Source organism: Acinetobacter sp. WCHAc060025, assembly GCF_004209355.1.
In the GTDB taxonomy this organism is placed as follows: Bacteria; Pseudomonadota; Gammaproteobacteria; order Pseudomonadales; family Moraxellaceae; genus Acinetobacter; species Acinetobacter wuhouensis.
Window position 1 is genome coordinate 87,306 of sequence record NZ_SGSX01000013.1, and the last position, 19,034, is coordinate 106,339.

At 38.1% G+C, this 19,034-nt stretch carries 16 protein-coding genes and 1 other RNA gene; 10 read left to right on the forward strand and 7 right to left on the reverse strand.

The annotated features are described in order from the left end of the window. Positions 1–67: 67 nt before the first annotated feature. From EXE09_RS12440 to EXE09_RS12450, 3 genes are all read left to right on the forward strand, one after another. The gene (locus tag EXE09_RS12440) at positions 68–2,962 is read left to right on the forward strand and encodes a valine--tRNA ligase (RefSeq protein ID WP_130117486.1); all 2,895 of its coding nucleotides are present in this window, start codon (positions 68–70) and stop codon (positions 2,960–2,962) included. A gap of 72 nt (positions 2,963–3,034) precedes the next feature. Continuing rightward, complete coding sequence (locus tag EXE09_RS12445; protein ID WP_130117487.1) at positions 3,035–4,453, forward strand: AAA family ATPase; 1,419 nt, start codon at positions 3,035–3,037, stop codon at positions 4,451–4,453. Beyond that, a complete protein-coding gene (locus tag EXE09_RS12450; RefSeq protein WP_130117488.1) occupies positions 4,446–5,135 on the forward strand; it encodes an HNH endonuclease in 690 nt (229 codons plus the stop codon). Before EXE09_RS12445 ends, EXE09_RS12450 begins: the two co-directional genes overlap by 8 nt. A 98-nt stretch (positions 5,136–5,233) precedes the next feature. On the opposite strand, the gene EXE09_RS12455 is transcribed toward EXE09_RS12450, so the two are convergent. From EXE09_RS12455 to EXE09_RS12465, 3 genes are all read right to left on the reverse strand, one after another. Beyond that, positions 5,234–5,617, reverse strand: coding sequence for an endonuclease domain-containing protein (locus tag EXE09_RS12455; protein WP_265937152.1), 384 nt, complete (start codon positions 5,615–5,617; stop codon positions 5,234–5,236). Positions 5,618–5,787: 170 nt separating this feature from the next. Continuing rightward, complete coding sequence (locus EXE09_RS12460) at positions 5,788–6,828, reverse strand: molecular chaperone DnaJ (protein ID WP_130117490.1); 1,041 nt, start codon at positions 6,826–6,828, stop codon at positions 5,788–5,790. A gap of 234 nt (positions 6,829–7,062) precedes the next feature. Further along, positions 7,063–7,584: a hypothetical protein gene (locus tag EXE09_RS12465; protein ID WP_130114246.1), complete on the reverse strand. Its 522-nt coding sequence runs from the start codon at positions 7,582–7,584 to the stop codon at positions 7,063–7,065. Between the two features lie 147 nt (positions 7,585–7,731). Between EXE09_RS12465 and EXE09_RS12470 the strand changes: the two genes are divergently transcribed. Then, the gene (locus tag EXE09_RS12470; RefSeq protein ID WP_130114247.1) at positions 7,732–8,214 is read left to right on the forward strand and encodes a hypothetical protein; all 483 of its coding nucleotides are present in this window, start codon (positions 7,732–7,734) and stop codon (positions 8,212–8,214) included. Positions 8,215–8,248: 34 nt separating this feature from the next. On the opposite strand, the gene EXE09_RS12475 is transcribed toward EXE09_RS12470, so the two are convergent. From EXE09_RS12475 to EXE09_RS12485, 3 genes are all read right to left on the reverse strand, one after another. After that, on the reverse strand, positions 8,249–9,226 hold the full coding sequence (locus EXE09_RS12475; RefSeq protein ID WP_130117491.1) for a hypothetical protein: 978 nt from the start codon (positions 9,224–9,226) through the stop codon (positions 8,249–8,251). A 574-nt stretch (positions 9,227–9,800) separates the two neighbouring features. Next, positions 9,801–11,873: a M13 family metallopeptidase gene (locus EXE09_RS12480; RefSeq protein ID WP_130117492.1), complete on the reverse strand. Its 2,073-nt coding sequence runs from the start codon at positions 11,871–11,873 to the stop codon at positions 9,801–9,803. A 187-nt stretch (positions 11,874–12,060) separates the two neighbouring features. Then, positions 12,061–12,948: a LysR family transcriptional regulator gene (locus EXE09_RS12485; protein ID WP_130117493.1), complete on the reverse strand. Its 888-nt coding sequence runs from the start codon at positions 12,946–12,948 to the stop codon at positions 12,061–12,063. Positions 12,949–13,096: 148 nt separating this feature from the next. Here EXE09_RS12485 and EXE09_RS12490 point away from each other — a divergent pair, with 148 nt between their 5' ends. From EXE09_RS12490 to EXE09_RS12505, 4 genes are all read left to right on the forward strand, one after another. Beyond that, complete coding sequence (locus tag EXE09_RS12490; protein ID WP_130117494.1) at positions 13,097–13,690, forward strand: chromate transporter; 594 nt, start codon at positions 13,097–13,099, stop codon at positions 13,688–13,690. A gap of 6 nt (positions 13,691–13,696) precedes the next feature. Further along, positions 13,697–14,215: a chromate transporter gene (locus tag EXE09_RS12495; RefSeq protein WP_130117495.1), complete on the forward strand. Its 519-nt coding sequence runs from the start codon at positions 13,697–13,699 to the stop codon at positions 14,213–14,215. A 169-nt stretch (positions 14,216–14,384) separates the two neighbouring features. Continuing rightward, complete coding sequence (locus EXE09_RS12500) at positions 14,385–14,918, forward strand: DJ-1/PfpI family protein (protein ID WP_130117496.1); 534 nt, start codon at positions 14,385–14,387, stop codon at positions 14,916–14,918. 270 nt (positions 14,919–15,188) lie between these two features. Beyond that, complete coding sequence (locus EXE09_RS12505; protein ID WP_087554423.1) at positions 15,189–15,377, forward strand: hypothetical protein; 189 nt, start codon at positions 15,189–15,191, stop codon at positions 15,375–15,377. 344 nt (positions 15,378–15,721) lie between these two features. Here the strand turns inward: EXE09_RS12505 and glpK are convergent, their stop codons facing one another. Beyond that, positions 15,722–17,203, reverse strand: a complete 1,482-nt coding sequence (gene glpK / locus EXE09_RS12510; protein WP_130117497.1) for a glycerol kinase GlpK — start codon at positions 17,201–17,203, stop codon at positions 15,722–15,724. Positions 17,204–17,333: 130 nt separating this feature from the next. On the opposite strand from glpK, the gene ssrA reads away from it, so the two are divergent. Together ssrA and EXE09_RS12520 are read left to right on the forward strand one after the other, a co-directional pair. After that, positions 17,334–17,692: a transfer-messenger RNA gene (gene ssrA, locus EXE09_RS12515) on the forward strand. 185 nt (positions 17,693–17,877) lie between these two features. Next, positions 17,878–19,029 carry a tyrosine-type recombinase/integrase gene (locus EXE09_RS12520; RefSeq protein WP_130117498.1) on the forward strand — a complete coding sequence of 384 codons (1,152 nt, stop codon included), beginning with the start codon at positions 17,878–17,880 and terminating at the stop codon, positions 19,027–19,029. Positions 19,030–19,034: the final 5 nt, after the last annotated feature.

Genomic DNA, 19,034 nt, shown 5'->3' on the forward strand with positions numbered 1-19,034 from the left:
CAACATTCCTGACAAATATTTTGCTACAATAGATCCAATTTTTACTCACTTTTGATCTGTTTTTACTATGACTGATTCAGCGCAAAATATTGCTACGACCTACGATCCGACTGAGATCGAGAAAAAATGGTATAAGACTTGGGAAGAGAATGGCTACTTCAAACCATCTCGTGAGGGCGAATCATTCTGTATCATGATTCCGCCACCGAACGTCACTGGTAGCTTGCACATGGGTCATGGTTTTAACAATGCCATCATGGATGCCCTAACTCGCTACAACCGTATGTCAGGTAAAAATACCTTATGGCAACCGGGGACTGACCATGCGGGTATTGCAACGCAAATGGTAGTTGAGCGTCAACTTGGTGCGCAAGGTGTAAGCCGTCATGACTTGGGTCGTGAAAAATTCATCGAAAAAATCTGGGAATGGAAAGAACAATCTGGTGGCAACATTACCAACCAAATCCGCCGTTTGGGTTCTTCTGTAGATTGGTCACGTGAACGCTTCACCATGGATGAAGGTTTATCCAATGCGGTAAAAGAAGTTTTCGTAAAACTGCATGAAGATGGCTTGATCTACCGTGGTAAACGCCTTGTAAACTGGGATCCAAAACTACAAACCGCCCTTTCTGACTTAGAAGTTGAGTCTGATAAAGAAGAAGCAGGTTCACTGTGGCACTTCAAATATTTCTTTGAAGATAAATCACTTCGTACCCACGATGGTAAAGATTACATCGTAGTAGCGACCACTCGCCCTGAAACATTGCTTGGTGATACCGCTGTTGCTGTTGCACCTGATGATGAACGCTATGCACCGTTGGTGGGTAAAAACATTATCCTGCCGATTACAGGTCGTGCAGTTGCGATTGTTAAAGATGAATATGTAGACAAAGAGTTCGGTACAGGCTGTGTAAAAATCACCCCTGCACATGATTTCAATGACTATGAAGTGGGTAAACGCTGTGAATTGCCAATTATCAACATTTTCAACAAAAATGCTGAAATTCTGGCTGAGTTTGAATATATCGCAAAAGCTGGCGAACAGATTTCTAAAACCATCGCAGCACCTGCTGAATATGTTGGTTTAGAGCGTTTTGCTGCACGTAAAAAGTTAGTTGAACAAGCTGAAGCTGAAGGCTGGTTAGATCAAATCCAACCGTACACATTGAAGCCACCTCGCGGTGACCGTTCAGGTGTAATCGTTGAGGCATTATTGACAGACCAATGGTATGTGAAAATTGCGCCACTTGCTGAACCTGCGATCAAAGCGGTAAAAGATGGCGACATCAAATTTGTACCTGAGCAATACAGCAACATGTACATGGCTTGGATGAATAACATTCAGGACTGGTGTATTTCACGTCAATTGTGGTGGGGTCACCGTATCCCTGCTTGGTACGATGCTGAAGGCAATATCTATGTTGGTCGTAATGAAGAGGAAGTTCGTGCGAAAAACAATATTGCCGCTGATGTTGAACTTAAACAGGACGAAGACGTTCTGGATACATGGTTCTCATCTGCACTGTGGACATTCTCAACTTTAGGCTGGACGGGTGACGAAGCGAAAGATAAAGAAAACTATTTCTTAAATACGTTCCACCCGACTGACGTTCTTGTGACTGGTTTTGACATCATTTTCTTCTGGGTTGCCCGTATGATTATGATGACGCTTCATTTTATGAAAAATGAAGATGGTACTTCACAAGTTCCGTTCAAAACTGTCTATGTACACGGTTTAGTACGTGATGGCGAAGGTCAGAAAATGTCTAAGTCTAAGGGGAACGTACTTGACCCATTAGATTTGATTGACGGTGTTGATCTTGAAACTTTGGTACAGAAACGTACCACTGGTTTGATGAACCCGAAAACTGCACCAAAAATCGAAAAAGCGACCCGTAAAGAATTCCCTGAAGGCATTCAGGCTTATGGTACAGATGCCGTTCGTTTCACATTCTGTGCGCTTGCAAATACGGGGCGTGACATCAAATTCGACATGAAACGTGTTGAAGGTTACCGTAACTTTGCCAACAAAATCTGGAATGGTACACGTTTCGTTCTGATGAATGTTGAAGGTCAGACTGTTGGTCAGACTGCACGTCCTGATCTTTGGGAATTACCTGAACAATGGATCGTGAGCCGTTTACAGAAAGCGGAAGCTGCGGTTCAAACTGCATTTGCAACTTATCGTTTAGACTTGGCTGCTCAAGCGATTTATGAGTTCATCTGGAATGAATACTGTGACTGGTATGTAGAATTAACTAAACCAGTTCTAAATGATGAAAATGTCGCTGAAGAACGTAAAGCTGAAGTTCGTCGTGTGCTTTTATCTGTGATGGAAGCTGCGTTACGTCTTGCTCATCCCTTGATGCCTTACTTAACTGAAGAAATCTGGCAGACGCTTGCACCAATTATTGGTATTCAAGGCGAAACCATCATGCTGGCGAAGTACCCTGTTGCTGACGAAGCGAAGATCAATGATCAAGCGGAAGCAGATATGCAATGGCTTCAAGGTTTGATTGGTGCGGTACGTAACATCCGTGGTGAAATGGGCTTAGGTAATGCACGTTTGTTACCTGTGTTGCTTCAAAATACCACTGATGCTGAGAAAGCACAGATTTCACGTATTGAGCCGTTGTTTAAAGCATTGGCTAAAGTTGAAAGCATTACTTTCCTTGCAGATGCTGAACAACCGCCATTGTCTTCATCGAGTGTAGTTGGTCATGTGTCTGTATTTGTTCCAATGAAAGGTTTGATTGATCCTAAAGCTGAATTGGGTCGTCTACAAAAAGACTTCGACAAAGTTCAAAAGCAACATGACCAGATTGCAACTAAACTGGGTAATGAAGGTTTTGTAGCGAAAGCGCCTGCTACTGTAGTTGAAGGTGAGAAAGTGAAACTTGCTGAATTTGCTGATCAGTTAGCGAAGATTAAAGCGAATATGGAGCAGATTGCGGCGCTTTGATGTGTTGTAATTTAATAAATAAGATGTAAGATAAAAGGCTGATTAATCAGCCTTTTATTGATTTTAATAGCTATGAAATATATTCAACAAATCAGTGCAAAATTAGACTTCCTTAATCATGATATAAATATCGACCTAAAAGGACGTAACTTAATTCTCACTGGTAAAAATGGAGTCGGTAAAACCAGATTTTTGAGCCAATTAAATAGTGTAGTTCTAAATAAGTTAATTCATGAAATTCCACGTTTGTCTCAACAGCATTATTCATGTAAGCAACAAATTATTAATATAGTAAGTTCAGAGATTCAAAACTTATCATCCAATATTATTTACCAACAGTATTTGACAAAATTAGAAAATTTATTAGTTAAAACAGATTGTTATAACATTATTGAAAATAAAAAATTTGTAGAAATTGCAAAAGAGTTAAAAAATATAATCATCCAAAATCAAAATTTATCAAATGATGGTAACTTCAGACACCGAAATTCACAAATACATCAGATTGAACATTACTTTCATCAATTAGGCTTTATGAATTCTCATGAAAATATTGATTTGATCGTAACTGGCATTGGTAATTTGAGCGAAAATATTCAAGCATCGAAAGTAACATTTAATTTCTTCCCAGCTCATAGACAATCACAAATTACCGCATCTACAAATACAACTGACTTAAATCAATATATTAATACAGCAAAACATGATTATTCTTCGAAGTTAGGGCAGTTCCTCGAACAATATTTATTAAATATCAAAATTGAAAAATCACTCGCTTTATCCGAAGAACAAGATACAAATCATGCCAATCAAATAGATCAGTGGTTTAAAAAATTTGATGAAGATCTAAAGTTTTTATTTGAAGATCCAACAACTCAATTAAAATTCGATTATAAATTAAGAAAATTTAGTTTATTGCAATCCTATCGAGAGTTCACTTTCCAATCACTCTCATCAGGATTTACTGCTATATTTGATATTTATAGTGATCTGTTAATGAGATCAAGATTACTAAATATTTTACCAAATGAATTAAATGGGGTTGTACTCATTGATGAAATTGATGCTCACTTGCATATTTCGCTTCAAAAAAAGATTCTTCCATTTTTAAGCCAATCGTTTCCTGAAATCCAATTCATTGTAAGTACACATTCACCTTTTGTTATTACATCAACAGATAACGATACCGTGGTTTATGACATTTCTAGTGGTGAATTTTTTGAAGAAGATTTAAGCCGCTATTCTTATGGATCTATTATTAAAGGATTATTCCACGTAAATCCTATTAGTTCAGACACAAAAGAATTAATCAACACACTAAAAAATCTATTAAATGAAAACCCCAGCAATTATGAAAATATAAGATCAATTGTCAAAAATTTAATCGAGCTAGAAAAAAATGATCTATTAGATAAAAGTTTAAAAAATCTATATTTACAAGCAATTAATCTACTTGCAGATCATAATGAGTTGGAGGATTTAAATGTTTAAAGTATCCAAATCTCCTAGACCAACAGATTGGACTACTAAAGACTATAAAGATCCTGTGGTTGTTAGGCAATTAAAGAAAGATTTCCATGGTAAATGCTATATCTGTGAACAGAAGCATTTCCCGAACCTAAATGTTGAACATTTCATTCCACATTTAGATAATGAAATGCTTAAGCTTGATTGGAACAATCTCTATTACGCATGTTCAAGATGCAATTCAATCAAAAATAAATACTACGATGATATGTTAGATTGTTGTAATGATGATCATCTAGTTGAAGAATGGATAAAAGTCTATTACAGAATGCCTGATGAGGACATTGAAGTAATTAATTCCTGTCCTAATAATCATGCATATCATGCTAAAACTGAAACAGCCAAGGAACTAATATCTAAATGCTTTAATAATGCAAATAGTGGTATCCAAGAAGTAAGTAAAGAAGATTTAAGAGAAAAAATTTTCGAAGTTCATAATGACTTTCTAACTTTAAGAAGAGAATTCTTTAAAGAACTAGATAATTGGCAAGAAGACGAAAAGATAAAAAAAGCTGATGATATTAGACATCGTCTCAAATCTCATTATGCATTCTCAGCTATTCTTCGTGGCTATTTAGAAAAAGATACAAAATGGCGTACGGCTCTTGAAGAAATTGAACAGTTAAAGCTTCGACAACCTGCATAACCCTCACCCCAGCCCTCTCCCATAGGGAGAGGGAGCGTCATTTGATTTAACGCCTATATAAATTTCGCAATGGCGTCCCCTCTCCTCTCAGGAGAGGGTTAGGGAGAGGTGCTTTTTAATTCATTGCAAACACTCCACAAATCCTCCAAAACCACATCCGTCCGCCCCAACACCTCATGATTCCAATATCTCACCACTTTCAAACCCAAAGCCTCTAAAAACTGAGTTCGTTCAGCGTCATATTCAATCGCATCATCTGTTCCATGCTGACTGCCATCCAACTCAATCACTAAACCAATTTCATGACAGAAAAAATCCACAATATACGGCGCAATCACATGCTGACGGCGGAATTTAAGATTCATAAAACGCTTATTACGTAAAAGTTGCCACATCAGGTTTTCAGCATCGGTGGCAGTTTGGCGCATAGATTTGGCGAAAATTAAAAGTTGGGGGTCGAGTTTATTATGTTTTGCTTTTATTATTTCCTTTAGATTATCAAATTTTATAACCTCTCCCTAGCCCTCTCCTACAAGGAGAGGGAATATTCATTATTAAGCTGATTGACGGTATTTAATTAGATGCAACTCCCTCTCCCTTTGGGAGAGGGTTGGGGTGAGGGAAAGGTGATTTTAAGGGAGAAAAGCAAACCTTATAGCACCCCATTCCCCAACAACATCTCCAATCCTTTCACTTTCCCCATATATTTCAGCCGTTCTTTTTCCCACTTCACTTGCTGTTTCAACGCAGAAGTATCTTCATCAATCTGCCCATACAGATCAGAAATCTGTAGTTTCCCTTGTGCTTTGCGTACCTTAATTTTAGCTTTTTCAGACCAGACCAAAGCATCAATCAACTCAGCCAGTTGATCTGCCAGTTTCTGACTTTGACTGTCCAGTGCCATCTTATAAAACTTAAGCTGTTCTTCACTTAAACCCTTTTTATTTGAGCCGTTATCCTGCTCAATCTGTATTTGCAGTTTCAGTAAAGCAAACAAATCCTGCTGTTCATAGGCTGTATTTACATGCTGAAAAATTTCAGTCTTTTCCAGTTTTTTAGCTTCATCAGGTTCACGGTCAGGATGAATCGTTGAAGCTAATTTTAGATAGACTGTTTTTAAAGACTGCTCCGCCATTTTTTCAGCTTGCTGTTTTTTATCCTGCTGTCTTTTGAGTTTGGCTTGCTCACGAAGTTGCTGATATTGCTCCTGATCCCAGTCCTCTATTTCAACTGATGCTTCAGGATCATTATGAATGTCCAGATCAACAGTTTTCGTTTGATCTGCTGACGCTTTCTTTTTCCTGGATTTTTCATGCTCGAATGATTGCTGATAGTACTGATGGAACTCATCTACTTTATTTAACTGTTCGCTGGAAAGTGATTGTGAGCTTTTTAAATACTGTGCAAGCGACTGAATTTTATTATCCAGCAGAGCAGTATCAGCTTTGGAAAAGTCGCCATGACTGAGGTGCTCCCAAAGCTGTTGCAACTGACTAAATAAAATGTTGTGTAATTCCTGATAAACTGGAATTAAATGCTTACGGGTATATTGTAAAACCTCATCTTTAGCCTGTTGCCACTTTGCCAGTTCAAGCTTCTGCTGTTCTATTTTTTCAATCAGGCGATACAGTTTTTTCTGCTGTGGAGTGGACACTGTATCTGGCTGAAGAATGGTTTGTAACTCGAAAGACATAGCTCAATGTTTTTAAAAGACAACAGCCCTATTCTACTCATATTTAGATAAAAAATTCGTTTTACGATTCAATTCAAATACACTGAAATATTCATTTTCTTTGAGTCTCTAATATGGATACGATTCGATGAAGCACATGCTCTAACTCACAACGGAAATAGAGCATCATTTCTAATACGATATTAAATATTTAAATCATCTTTTGGGAAAGACCGTACTTAAATGAACATTCAGTTATTGGCGTATTACACCCAACTTATTCCAAATATCTGGGGTTAAAAAAGTAGTGACTAATTTGCCCATATCCACATAGCGAATCACACCTTGTAACTGCTTTTTCACGTCTGGATTCTTTAAAATATCCTCACCTGTACTGCGCCCCAAAGCTTGAAAACTTTCACCTACAGCTTGAATCCCATCTGCCTGAATCACAGCCTTCGTTTGAGCTGAACACTGCTCCACAATCACACGCTGAACCACTTGTGCAAACTTCTGATCTAGAGCTGTTCTCTGATCATCAGAAATATTACTCATCGTTTTTAAATCTGGATGTGCGGACAAAGCTGCAAACGTCCATTGCAATACTGTGGTTTTATCTGTTGCTGTGGTGGCTTTGACCAAACAATCACTGAGCTGATCACCTGCTTGACTGGCTTGAGCGAATTGAGCTGTTCCCAATAAACTTACAGCAACCAAAGCAGAACGGCTGAATCGTGAAAGATGACCTTGAACAGATAAAAAAACTTGGCGAGACATAACAATCGTACTCTTTCGAAATTAAATCCTTTTTAACACAAAAGAATCTCCATCACTTTTATGACTCTGTAAAGCCAGTGCAACTTTATAAAAAATATTTTCAAATTTATACTATGCTGAAATCACCAATAATGAAAAATAAAAGTAATGACAACAACTGCAATACTATTCACATGTTTAGCGATTTTTTTAGTTATCGTTTTTTATAAATTATTCTTTTCACAAACAGATGAAATACCAACACATACAGAACTAAAACCCTTACCACCACTGAAAAAAATATATCACTCACCCGAAATAAATCCTGATACCGCCTCTGTGGATGAAATGAAATCGCATCAAAAGCATATTTTCGATATGCAATGGGATGAACTTACTCCAAAATCAATCTGGGGATTTTCTATTGCAGAGCCATTGAGAATATTAATCAGTATAATCATTTACCCATTTGCGTTATTATTCCGATTAATTCGTCTGCTTTTACGCTATGCCATTAAAATACTTAAATTTATTCTAGAAGTAATTGCAGAAATTTTCGTTGAACTTATTTTCAATATCATCATTCGTGGTATTTTCTTCTTGATTAAAGGCTTTTTTCTTTTAATTTTTCGTCTATTTGATGGCATCTAACAAGATACCATCAACAGAATAAGATCAAGTTAAACTACTTCATTTGATTCAACATATGCTTTGCCACTGCATGATTCTGATTAGTCGCTAAGTTTTGTAAAATACGTTTAGCACGATCATTCGGATTGGAAAAACGACGGCTATAACTCGGAACTGAAGTCAAACACTTTGCTACCAAAATACCTGATTCCGCATAAGCATTAACACTGCTTGTACCGCGTAAACGTCCATAATTATATGCGCGCTCGGCAGTATTACAGGCATTGATTTGATTCTGACCTCGTCCTAAATCTTTTCGTGCAGAGGTATACAACTGCATCTGTTGAGTTTGTGGTGTAGATACCACCGTATTGGTCGTTTGCTGAACTTTTGTGTCTTCGACCACAGGCTGAGTCACTTTTTTATCTTCGATCGCTTTCGCTGTGGTGGTCTTAGACGTTACATTATTTAGAGTTTTACTATTCACAGTATTTTGTTTCTTTTCAGCAAGCGTAGTCGTCGTATGCGCTTTACTATAAAACGCTTTAACCTCATCCAAGTTCATGATTTTGGTCTGTAAATTGACCACGCGACTTGCATTATCCATCCTACGCTCAGACAAAGGTTCAATCGAAACATACCATTGCTGACCGTCACTTTGCTTACAATAATACGTGCCAATACCTTGTTTCACACTACTATAAGTGTTGAGTAATTTTTTTGAGCCTGTATCTTTCACCAAATGCATTGAACTTTTTTGGAACAATGAAAATCGTCCACCATGAGAAATACAGTAATTACTCAATGAACTTCGAGGGATTAAAGACTCAACCTGACGCTCAGGGTAATTCTTGCCCCAATCATAAACATATTCTTTAGCAGAACTATTGTTTTCATTAATATTTTTTTTATCAATAACATCCTGCGGAGATGTAAAACTTTTCAAACTATCTGATGTCAGTGCATTCATACTGCTACAGCCATGCAATACAAAGCCCATCCCACCTAGCAATAAGAATATTTTTAAGTTCACGACACATTTCTCAATGATATTTTTCAAATGAAAATATATGAAATCACTTAAAATAACAAACTTATTGCATTGAATTTACTCACTATTTATCTAAATAAAATGATAAGAAAATCACATAAAAACATACGAGTGACAGCCAATCAATTGAAACTGCAAATAGCTGTATTTAGTCGTGATTATTTTTTCACTTATTTGTCTAGAAAATTAACTTTGAAGGCTTGATTAAAGAATACTGAACCAAACTGTCGTACTCAATAAGAATACGACAGCTTATAAAATTGACTTAACCTAGGTTCGGAGTTGATTTCTTCCAAAAATTTGATACGCGGAAACGTCCTTCGCAATTGTTTGAGGCTAGGCTCAACTTGCAAGTTAATGTTTTTGCGATAATCTTGATATATTTCGGTAGCTGACGAGTTCTGCGAAGGACAATGGTTTTGCCCACTTTTGCCGAAACAAAAGTGTGGTCGAGCCGAAGGCTAATCCTAATATATGAACAAAACCGATAAGACTCCGTCACAATGAACCTTACCCTACTGAAATTATTAAAATAATTTATCGAACTGACGTTAACTTACCAAATCGTCACACGTTTATTGGCAGGCAAATACATTTTATCGCCCTCTTTCAGCTTAAACGCATCATAGAACGGTTGTTGATTTTTCAATGTTGCATTGGCACGTACCGCACTTGGAGAATGTGGATCAGATTTTAAATACTCAATTTGTTGTGCATCTTTCATCTTCTCACGCCAAGCTTGCGCCCAACCAATGTAAAAACGTTGCTCACCAGTTAAATTATCCAATACTGGTGCAGCTTGACCATTTAAAGACAGTTGATAAGCTTTATACGCAATTGCCAGTCCTGAGTTATCTGCAATATTCTCACCCAATGTCAGTTCACCATCGACATGGTAGCCTTTCACAACTTCATAACTCTTGTATTGTTGAACCAGTGCTTGGGTTTTTTCTTTAAACTTCTTATTGTCTTCCGCAGTCCACCAATTTTTCATATTTCCAACATCATCAAACTGGCTTCCTTGATCATCAAAACCATGACTGATTTCATGTCCAATAATTGCACCAATCGCCCCATAATTCACTGCATCATCTGCGTCTATATCAAAGAATGGCGGTTGTAAAATTGCTGCAGGAAATACAATTTCATTGAGGGATGGATTGTAATATGCATTGACCGTTTGTGGGGTCATATGCCATTCATCACGATCTACGGGTTTACCCAATTTATTCAATTCAAACTGATGGACAAACTCACGTGAACGTAACACGTTACCTACCAAGTCATTTTCTTGAATATCTAATGCAGAATAGTCACGCCATTTGTTCGGATAGCCAATTTTCACAGCAAAACTGGATAGCTTTTTCTGCGCTTGTACTTTGGTGGTTGGACTCATCCAATCCAATTGTTCAATACTTTGTGAATAGGCTTTCATCAAGTTTTGAACCAAATGTTCCATGCGTTGCTTTTTCTCAGGAGAGAAATATTTTTCAACATAGACTTGCCCCAAGCTTTCACCGAGTGTGCCATTCACCAATGCCACACCACGCTTCCAACGAACTTTAGGTTCTTTAATGTCACGTAATTGGTGGCTATAAAACTCGAAACTATTATCCACAAAAGCTTTGCTCAGTAGTGGCGAAAAATCGCTGATCAAATGGAATTTAAAATAAGCTTTCCATGCATCTAGTGATGTATTGTTAATAATCGGCGTTAAATTTTTAAAATAACTCGGTTGAGCCACTTGGATTTTGCTAATTTTACCGCTTAATTGCTGTCCATCGAGATAGGCTTTCCAATCCACTTTCGACGTAAGTTTGCTTAAGTCTTCAACTTTATAAATATTATAGAGTTTTGGTAGATCACGATTCTGAACATTGCTCCATTGCGCTTTGGCAATTTGCGTTTCCAGTTTAAGAATCTCTTGTGCACGTTGCTTCGCGTGTTGATCGCCTGCTAGTGTTAAGGTTTTTTCGATATAGGCCAAGTATTGGCTACGCGTTTGCTTAAACTTCGCATCATCTTTTAAATAATAATCACGGTCTGGTAGACCTAAACCACTTTGCACAAGCATGGCAATCATTTCCGTCGATTGCTTCATATCTTGATCAATCCCCACATCGAATGGGCTAGTCACGCCAATACGGGAAAAATGTGCTGCCACTTGAGCAATATCTTGCTTCGATTTCATGTGTTCAACACGATCAATTTCAGCTTGGATGGGTTTGATGCCTAAGTCTTCAATGGCTTTTTCATTCATAAAATCTGCATACAAAGTTGCAACTTTCTGCTCTGTACTGCCTTTGGCATTATTTTGCTTTGAAAGCTCTTCGACAATACCATGCAGTCTTACAATTGACTCTTCTGCCAATTGATAGAATATTCCCCAGCCCGCTTTATCTGCTGGAATCTCAGTATTTTTCAACCACAAGCCATTGGTATGTTTAAAAAAATCATCATTGGCACGCACTTCATGATCAAAGTATTGCTTATCTATTCCTGACTTGATTTGAGCTTTAGTGACAGTTTGAACAGATTGGCTGACTGGAGTCACAGTCTCTGCCCATAGCGAAGCCGATGCTGCCATGATTGCAACAGTTAAGACACTTTTTACCCATCTGTTTTTCAATGCTTTATCCTCAATTTTCTTTTAGTGATGAACGCTAAGTTGTTCATACTAAGCTTAGTTTTATCTTTTCATTGTAGAAAAGTGTAATAAAGCCAAATTCATATTCTAGAAATGTTCAACAACATCGACATAGATTTTTTCCCTATTCCAAATGCTTAAATTTTTGAATGAACTTTATGAATAAAAACTATTCCACCAGTAATTTTAAAATATGTTTTAAATGAACATGGTCTAAATTTTCTTTATAAATCGCATAAATTGGCGCAATACACGGCGTTTCAGCTTCAAGCGTTTTATAAACAATTTGCTTATTCCAAAAATCCTGAATCGCTTCTGGCACGATCGATAAACCAATCCCTGCCGCGATTAAATTTAGACTTGATGTAAGACGTGGCGCTTCTTGCACGATGTTGGGACTAAAACCCGCTTGGTAACAACTTGCCAAAATATTATCAAACAGGTCTTGCCCTGCTAAACGACGGTACAACACAAAATCATAGGGTTCTAAGTCTAATAAATGGATAGGATCTGCATGTTCAGCCAATGGATGATTATTCGGTAAAGCAACAATCAGCGGCTCATCTAGGACATGCAAACTCGTCAGCCCCAGACTCATTGGTGCAGGCTTGCGTAAAAAGACAATGCCATTCTTTTGATTGAGAATAGAGTCAATTAAAGCACTACTGCCATCTTCTTCCAAATGAATCGAAACATTTGGAAAGGCTTCACGAAAGTTCCGCAATAAACTCGGTAAAAAAGAATGCAATCCAACGGAGTTGGTAAAACCAATATTGATCTGTCCTTCTAAACCTTTGGAAATATTTTGTACTCGTTTCGGAATCGCTTGTGCATGCGCCAGAATGGTTAATGCTTCCTGATACAACGCCTTACCTGCTTCGGTGACTTCTACGCCACGTGGTAAACGAGTCAGCAATGCCGTGTCTAATTCATCTTCAAGACTTTTGATTAAGCGCGTCAAAGGCGGTTGTTGCATATTCAAACGCACGGCTGCATGTGAAATATTACTTTCCTCAACCACAGCAACGAAAGCTTTCAATTTATGAATATCAATCATCTGCCATCCCTTGATTAATTATTATCTCAGCACCAATTCATACTTTTAAGGTATGAATAAGAGCAAAAATAGCATTTTTCATCATAACTCAACAAGCAGATAATCATTCTCAAGATAGACAGAATGATGTGAGTGACTTGAGACCGAAATGAATACAGATGCTATTTCCATGCAACAAAACCTCGTAGTACCAAATTGCAAAACATTATTTTTAGGCTTTATGAAACTTGGACTTATGGGCTTTGGTGGTGTTTTACCCCTTGCTCGCCACATGATTGTTGAGGAGCAAAAATGGCTCAGCTCGGACAAATTCACCGATCTACTCGGCGTTTGTCAAATCCTCCCAGGTGGCAATATTGTCAATATGGCAGTTGCTATAGGCTATGATTTTGCAGGTGCAAAAGGTGCTTTCAGTGCTGTATTTGGGCTAATGCTCGCTCCAACTGTGATCGTGATTTCGCTCTATCAAATCTATGTTAATTTCCAAGAGATTCAACTGGTACAACACATGATTCAAGGTTTAGCTGCCGCTGCGGCAGGCTTGTTATTTGCCACAGGTTTTAAAATGCTAAAACCCTTGATGAAAAAGAAACTGACTTATTTCACTATCCTACTGACTATTATTTTCATGCTGTTGATCAAACTTCCTTTGGCGCTGACTTTACTGATTCTCGTGACCATAAATATGTCTGTTCTGACATTTAAACGACGTTCCGAACAAGCCAACAACATTCAGGAGTAATCAAAAATGTATGTACTCATTGCACTGACTTTAGTATTTACACAATTGTCATTATTGGCTTTTGGTGGCGGAAATGTGATCTTGCCTGAAATGCAACATCAAGTGGTTGTCGTACACCAATGGATGACTGCTGAACAATTCAGTTCAATGTTTGCAATGGCACAAGCTGCACCTGGACCGAATATGATGATTGTCCCTCTTGTTGGTTGGCATGTTGCAGGACCAATGGGCTTATTGGTCACGTCATTGGCGAAGTTCGGACCTTCTTCAATCATTACCATCTATGCTTTGAAATTTTGGAATCGTTTCAAAGACAATCCTTTACGACTTCAATTTGAAAAAGCGCTGAAACCAATTACCGTCGGTTTAGTCTTGATCAGTGCTTGGATTATTGCACAAGCATCAGTTCAAAATGCTCTACTCATCGCTATCGTGATCCTTACCATCGCACTCAGTTTATTTAAAAATGTCCACCCTGTTTGGTTAATGGTGATTGGTGCAGGTGCTGGAGTCGCATTGCTTTAAAATAGGATAATTTTTATTACAGTTTAGTCTTCCTCATTAAGACTAAAGCCGTATACATTCAACTTAAAACTGAAATCTTGGCATGCTATTTTTAACTTAATTCTTAATTAATTTTCTGATCTGATTATCTCATTTAATCGTGAATAAAGATTCTATAGAGGGTATAAAAATGGCTAAACAAATTCTCATGTTAGTTGGTGATTATGTTGAAGATTATGAAACAATGGTTCCGTTTCAATTCCTCACTGGATTAGGCTATACGGTACATACTGTATGCCCAGATAAAAAAGCGGGTGACACTGTTGCAACCGCGATTCACGACTTTGAAGGCGAACAAACCTATAGTGAAAAGCGTGGTCATAACTTTGCGATTAACTATGATTTTGCCAATGTGAATACCGAGGAGTATGTTGGCTTAGTAATCCCAGGTGGACGCGCGCCAGAGTATTTACGTATGAATGCACGTATTATTGAAATTGTTCGCGAATTTGATGCAGTTAAAAAACCCATTGCCGCAGTTTGCCATGGTGCGCAAATACTCGCTGCTGCCGATGTTTTAAAAGGACGTTTATGTTCAGCTTATCCTGCTTGCGCAGCGGAAGTAAAACTTGCTGGCGGACAATATGCTGATATTGCAGTGACTGAAGCAGTTACCGATGGTCACTTGGTCACTGCACCAGCTTGGCCTGCGCATCCAGTTTGATTGGCTCAATTTGTCAAAGCACTCGGTGCAACAATCACGCTATAAATTCAGAAAAGACTCAAGAAGAAGGTAAAAGACAGCTTCCAAGCGATGTTTGATTCCAAATCAGTTGGATTTAAACTTCGCTTGGCTTTAATTTTTTGATTGAAAATACACAGAAGAACTGGAAGATTATTTGCAAATTTTAAGTTGCTATTCAGCATAGTCCTAATCTTCTATGTAATAATCAATTCATCAATTTTATTTTTTAACAATAGGTTAACCTTAGAAATGGAAATCATTGAATTATTAGAGCCAGTGACTTTGAAGAAAGCAGAATTACAACCGATCGTTGTCGAATCAGGTCGATTGTTGAAAGTTCTCATGGTCAACCAATCTTCTTATCTCGTCGGTGATGATACAGGTCTTTCATTTCTAGTCAATTTTGCAGATGAAAATGTGAAATGGCAAAAGCTATAAATTATAAACTGGTGTTACGCAGTAACATCAAATTCATATTTTAAAGTCTCGAAAAAAGTGGATACGCGAAAGCGTCATCCGCAATTGTTTGAGGCAGGACTCATTCTAATTATAAATGTTTCTGCGAAGTCTCCAATAACTTGACGGTAGTGGACGAGTTCTGCGGATGACAATGGTTTTGGGTACTTTTGCCAAAACAAAAGTACCTCGAGCCGAAGGCTGATCCTGAAATTAAAACTTTTGATGTAAGACTCCGCTAAGTAAGCTTCAAAACAGTTTAAAACATGCTGTTCTTTTGAAGTGCGTAACATCAATTACGAATATTCAGCGATCTAAAAGCCAAATCAGTGCGATTTAGCACGATGTAAAGCTTCATTCCATAAAACTAAATGATGTTGTCTTTGGTCATCACTCATATTGGGTTCAAAAGCCCGATCTAATTGCCAAGATTCAGAAATTTCTTCTAAATTTGAAAATACTCCAATTTTCAATCCTGCCATCGCGGCTGCACCCCATGCTGTGGATTCTAAAAGCTTAGGACGTAATACGGGTACATTTAAAATATCGGCTTGGAATTGCATCAGCATGTCATTTTGACTTGCCCCACCATCGACTCGCAACTCTTTTAAAGGTTGTGCAATATCCGACTGCATGGCGGTAAGAACGTCCGACACTTGGAATGCAATGGATTCTAAGGCTGCTCGAGCAATATGTGATTTATTGGTTCCACGTGACATACCACAAAGCAAAGCTCTGGCATCGGTGTCCCAATGTGGCGCACCTAACCCTGTAAATGCAGGTACTAAAACCACACCATCGGTATCATTGACTTGGCACGCTAACTTTTCCACTTCGGCACTATTTTTTATAATGCCTAAACCATCTCTAAGCCACTGGACAATTGCCCCTGCCATGAAAACACTACCTTCAAGTGCATAATTGGTCTGGTTTTGGCAATTCCACGCAAGTGTTGTTAGTAATTGATTTTGGCTATATTGAATTTTTGTTCCAGTGTTAAATAGCATAAAACAACCTGTGCCATAGGTATTTTTTGCTGTACCTGCTTCAAAACAAGATTGTCCGAATAATGCAGATTGTTGATCACCTAATACGCCAGAAATCGGAATTTCAGCGCCTAATAATCCCGTTGCTGTATTGGCAATATATTGATCTGAATGAATAATTTTCGGTAATACATTTTCAGGAATATTAAATAAATTAAGAAGTTCTTGATCCCAATGTTGAGTGCTTAAATTCATCAGCATGGTACGTGATGCATTACTCGCTTCAATCACATGCTCTGAACCTTGCGTCAAGTTCCAGATCAACCAACTGTCAATGGTTCCAAAAGCAACATGCCCTTGTTCTGCAAGCGCTCTTAATCCATCGACATTTTCCAACAACCAGACTAATTTTCCTGCACTGAAATATGGGTCGATGCGCAAACCTGTGGTTTTATGAATTTTCTCTGCGTGATTATTTTCAAGCAGTTGATTACACCACTCTGCCGCACGACGGTCTTGCCATACGATCGCAGGTGCAAGCGGTTTTCCTGTGCGTTTATCCCAAACAACCGTGGTTTCTCGCTGATTGGTTAAACCTAATGCTTTAATATCTTTAGCGAGCAATCGTGCTGAAGCGATCGCCTGCTGTACCACGGCAATCTGTGTGGTCCAAATTTCCATTGCATCTTGTTCAACCCAACCTGAATGCGGGGTTTTAATTTGTGTTTCTCTTTGAGCTGTTGCATGAACTTTTCCATGTTCATCGAAGATAATCGCTCGGCTAGAGGTTGTTCCTTGATCAAGTGCGAGTAAATAGCTCATCTTTTTTATATTTGTCCCTTGAAAAATAGTGATAGTAACGCAATTATAGAAACAAGCGCATCATGTGATATAAATGTAGTGAATTATCTGATTAATTTGCAACAGTTATGTTATGATAGCGTCGTTATCTGGGGATGTTATTGGCTTCGACGCTGATGATGAAGCTCATAGATGCATGCCGAGAGCGCATTTTCTCTCGTAAATCAAATTTGCATATTTTAGTCGCAAACGACGAATCTTACGCTCTAGCTGCCTAAGGGCAGTTTGTCCGCTTCACTGAATACTTGTGGTCAGTGAACCCGACCGAAGCGCACGCACACAAGTCCGTATAAAGTCAAGCCTCGGGGCTTTGTACTAAATTTAGAGGATCGCGTTTTGTACCCTGTTCGTCGGGTCACTTAGCGTTAAAATAATTGACGATATCTAAGCATGTAGTATTCTCGAGTGTAGTGTTGGCGGACGCGGGTTCAACTCCCGCCATCTCCACCAAATATGAAAATCAAAGTTGATTAATGTAAATTAAAGTTAATCAAATTTAGTGAAAAAGCCTTAATTCTTAACGATTTAGGGCTTTTTTATTGCCTATTTATCAGTTAAACATGATCAAACTTAAATATTGATAATCAATGTTTATCAATATACAGTGTTATACAACTGTTACACGGTATAACAACATGCTCTCAGATGCTCAAGTTAAAGCTTTAAAGCCGAAAGAAAAAAGATATTCAGTCGCCGATGGTGAGGGGTTGAATGTTTCTGTTCTGCCGAATGGGAAGAAAAGATGGGTTTTGTCATATCGGGTAAATGGGAAACAGAATCAACGCAACATTGGGACATACCCCGAAGTTGGTTGCAAGGATGCGCGTCAACTTGCGCGTACTTTTAAAACTGAGTTGTCAGGAAAGGTTCTTGATGCGCCAACCGTGAAATCAGTTCGCACGGAATGGCTTGCAATGATGAAGCCACAGTGGTCAAGTAAAAAATACTACGAAACAGTTGAATATCGTCTTAAATACTTAACAGAAGATTTTGAAAATCAATCAATAGATGAAATTGAGCGCCGACAAATTTCAGCAAAAATTAAAGAGATCGTGGGGAAAGGTACACTTGAAACAGCCACTCGTACCTTGCGACTCGGGCACGCATTATTTAATTTTGCCATTGCTTCAGACTACACACAGAAAAATCCTTGTGTGTTAGTTGAGGATGTAATTCCTGACTATGATTCTGATAGTCATCCATGTTTACCAGTTGAAGAAATGCCTGAGTTTTTTAAAAATATTAAATCATCAAAATCAGGCTCACTTGTAAAGACTGCTTTGTATCTTGTTTGCTACACAGGTACACGTATTAGTGAATTATTAAAAGCTCGATGGGATTCGGGTGAATTTGATTGGGAAAATAAGATTTGGATAATTCCAGCAGAGCGCATGAAAAGAAGAAAAGATTTGCTCGTTCCAATGGTTCCTCAAATTTATGACTTATTTAAGCAACTATATGATGTCAGAACAGATGATGGTTATTTGTTTAAGAAACGTGGAAAACCACATGAATACATGACCTCAGAATCAGTTTTAAAAATGATTAAAACAATGGGCTATAAAGATAAGATGGTGACACATGGGTTCCGATCTCTACTTTCAACACACGCTAATGAAAGTAAGTTGTTTCGCGGTGAAGTGATTGATTATCAAATTGCTCACGTTAATAAATCAACGACACATGATGCCACAAGCAAAATTTACAACAGAGCAATGTACTGGGATGAGCGTTTAGAATTAATGCACTGGTATGCTAATGAGGTGGATCAATGGCGCGGCTTGTAAAAGAA

Excerpts from the sequence above, each read along its gene's own strand:
- EXE09_RS12450 (WP_130117488.1), top strand. The coding sequence starts at position 4,446 with ATGTTTAAAGTATCCAAATCTCCTAGACCAACAGATTGGACTACTAAA.
- EXE09_RS12460 (WP_130117490.1), bottom strand. The coding sequence starts at position 6,828 with ATGTCTTTCGAGTTACAAACCATTCTTCAGCCAGATACAGTGTCCACT.
- EXE09_RS12445 (WP_130117487.1), top strand. The coding sequence starts at position 3,035 with ATGAAATATATTCAACAAATCAGTGCAAAATTAGACTTCCTTAATCAT.
- EXE09_RS12470 (WP_130114247.1), top strand. The coding sequence starts at position 7,732 with ATGACAACAACTGCAATACTATTCACATGTTTAGCGATTTTTTTAGTT.
- EXE09_RS12490 (WP_130117494.1), top strand. The coding sequence starts at position 13,097 with ATGAATACAGATGCTATTTCCATGCAACAAAACCTCGTAGTACCAAAT.
- EXE09_RS12495 (WP_130117495.1), top strand. The coding sequence starts at position 13,697 with ATGTATGTACTCATTGCACTGACTTTAGTATTTACACAATTGTCATTA.
- EXE09_RS12520 (WP_130117498.1), top strand. The coding sequence starts at position 17,878 with ATGCTCTCAGATGCTCAAGTTAAAGCTTTAAAGCCGAAAGAAAAAAGA.
- glpK (WP_130117497.1), bottom strand. The coding sequence starts at position 17,203 with ATGAGCTATTTACTCGCACTTGATCAAGGAACAACCTCTAGCCGAGCG.
- EXE09_RS12505 (WP_087554423.1), top strand. The coding sequence starts at position 15,189 with ATGGAAATCATTGAATTATTAGAGCCAGTGACTTTGAAGAAAGCAGAA.
- EXE09_RS12485 (WP_130117493.1), bottom strand. The coding sequence starts at position 12,948 with ATGATTGATATTCATAAATTGAAAGCTTTCGTTGCTGTGGTTGAGGAA.
- EXE09_RS12440 (WP_130117486.1), top strand. The coding sequence starts at position 68 with ATGACTGATTCAGCGCAAAATATTGCTACGACCTACGATCCGACTGAG.
- EXE09_RS12500 (WP_130117496.1), top strand. The coding sequence starts at position 14,385 with ATGGCTAAACAAATTCTCATGTTAGTTGGTGATTATGTTGAAGATTAT.
- EXE09_RS12465 (WP_130114246.1), bottom strand. The coding sequence starts at position 7,584 with ATGTCTCGCCAAGTTTTTTTATCTGTTCAAGGTCATCTTTCACGATTC.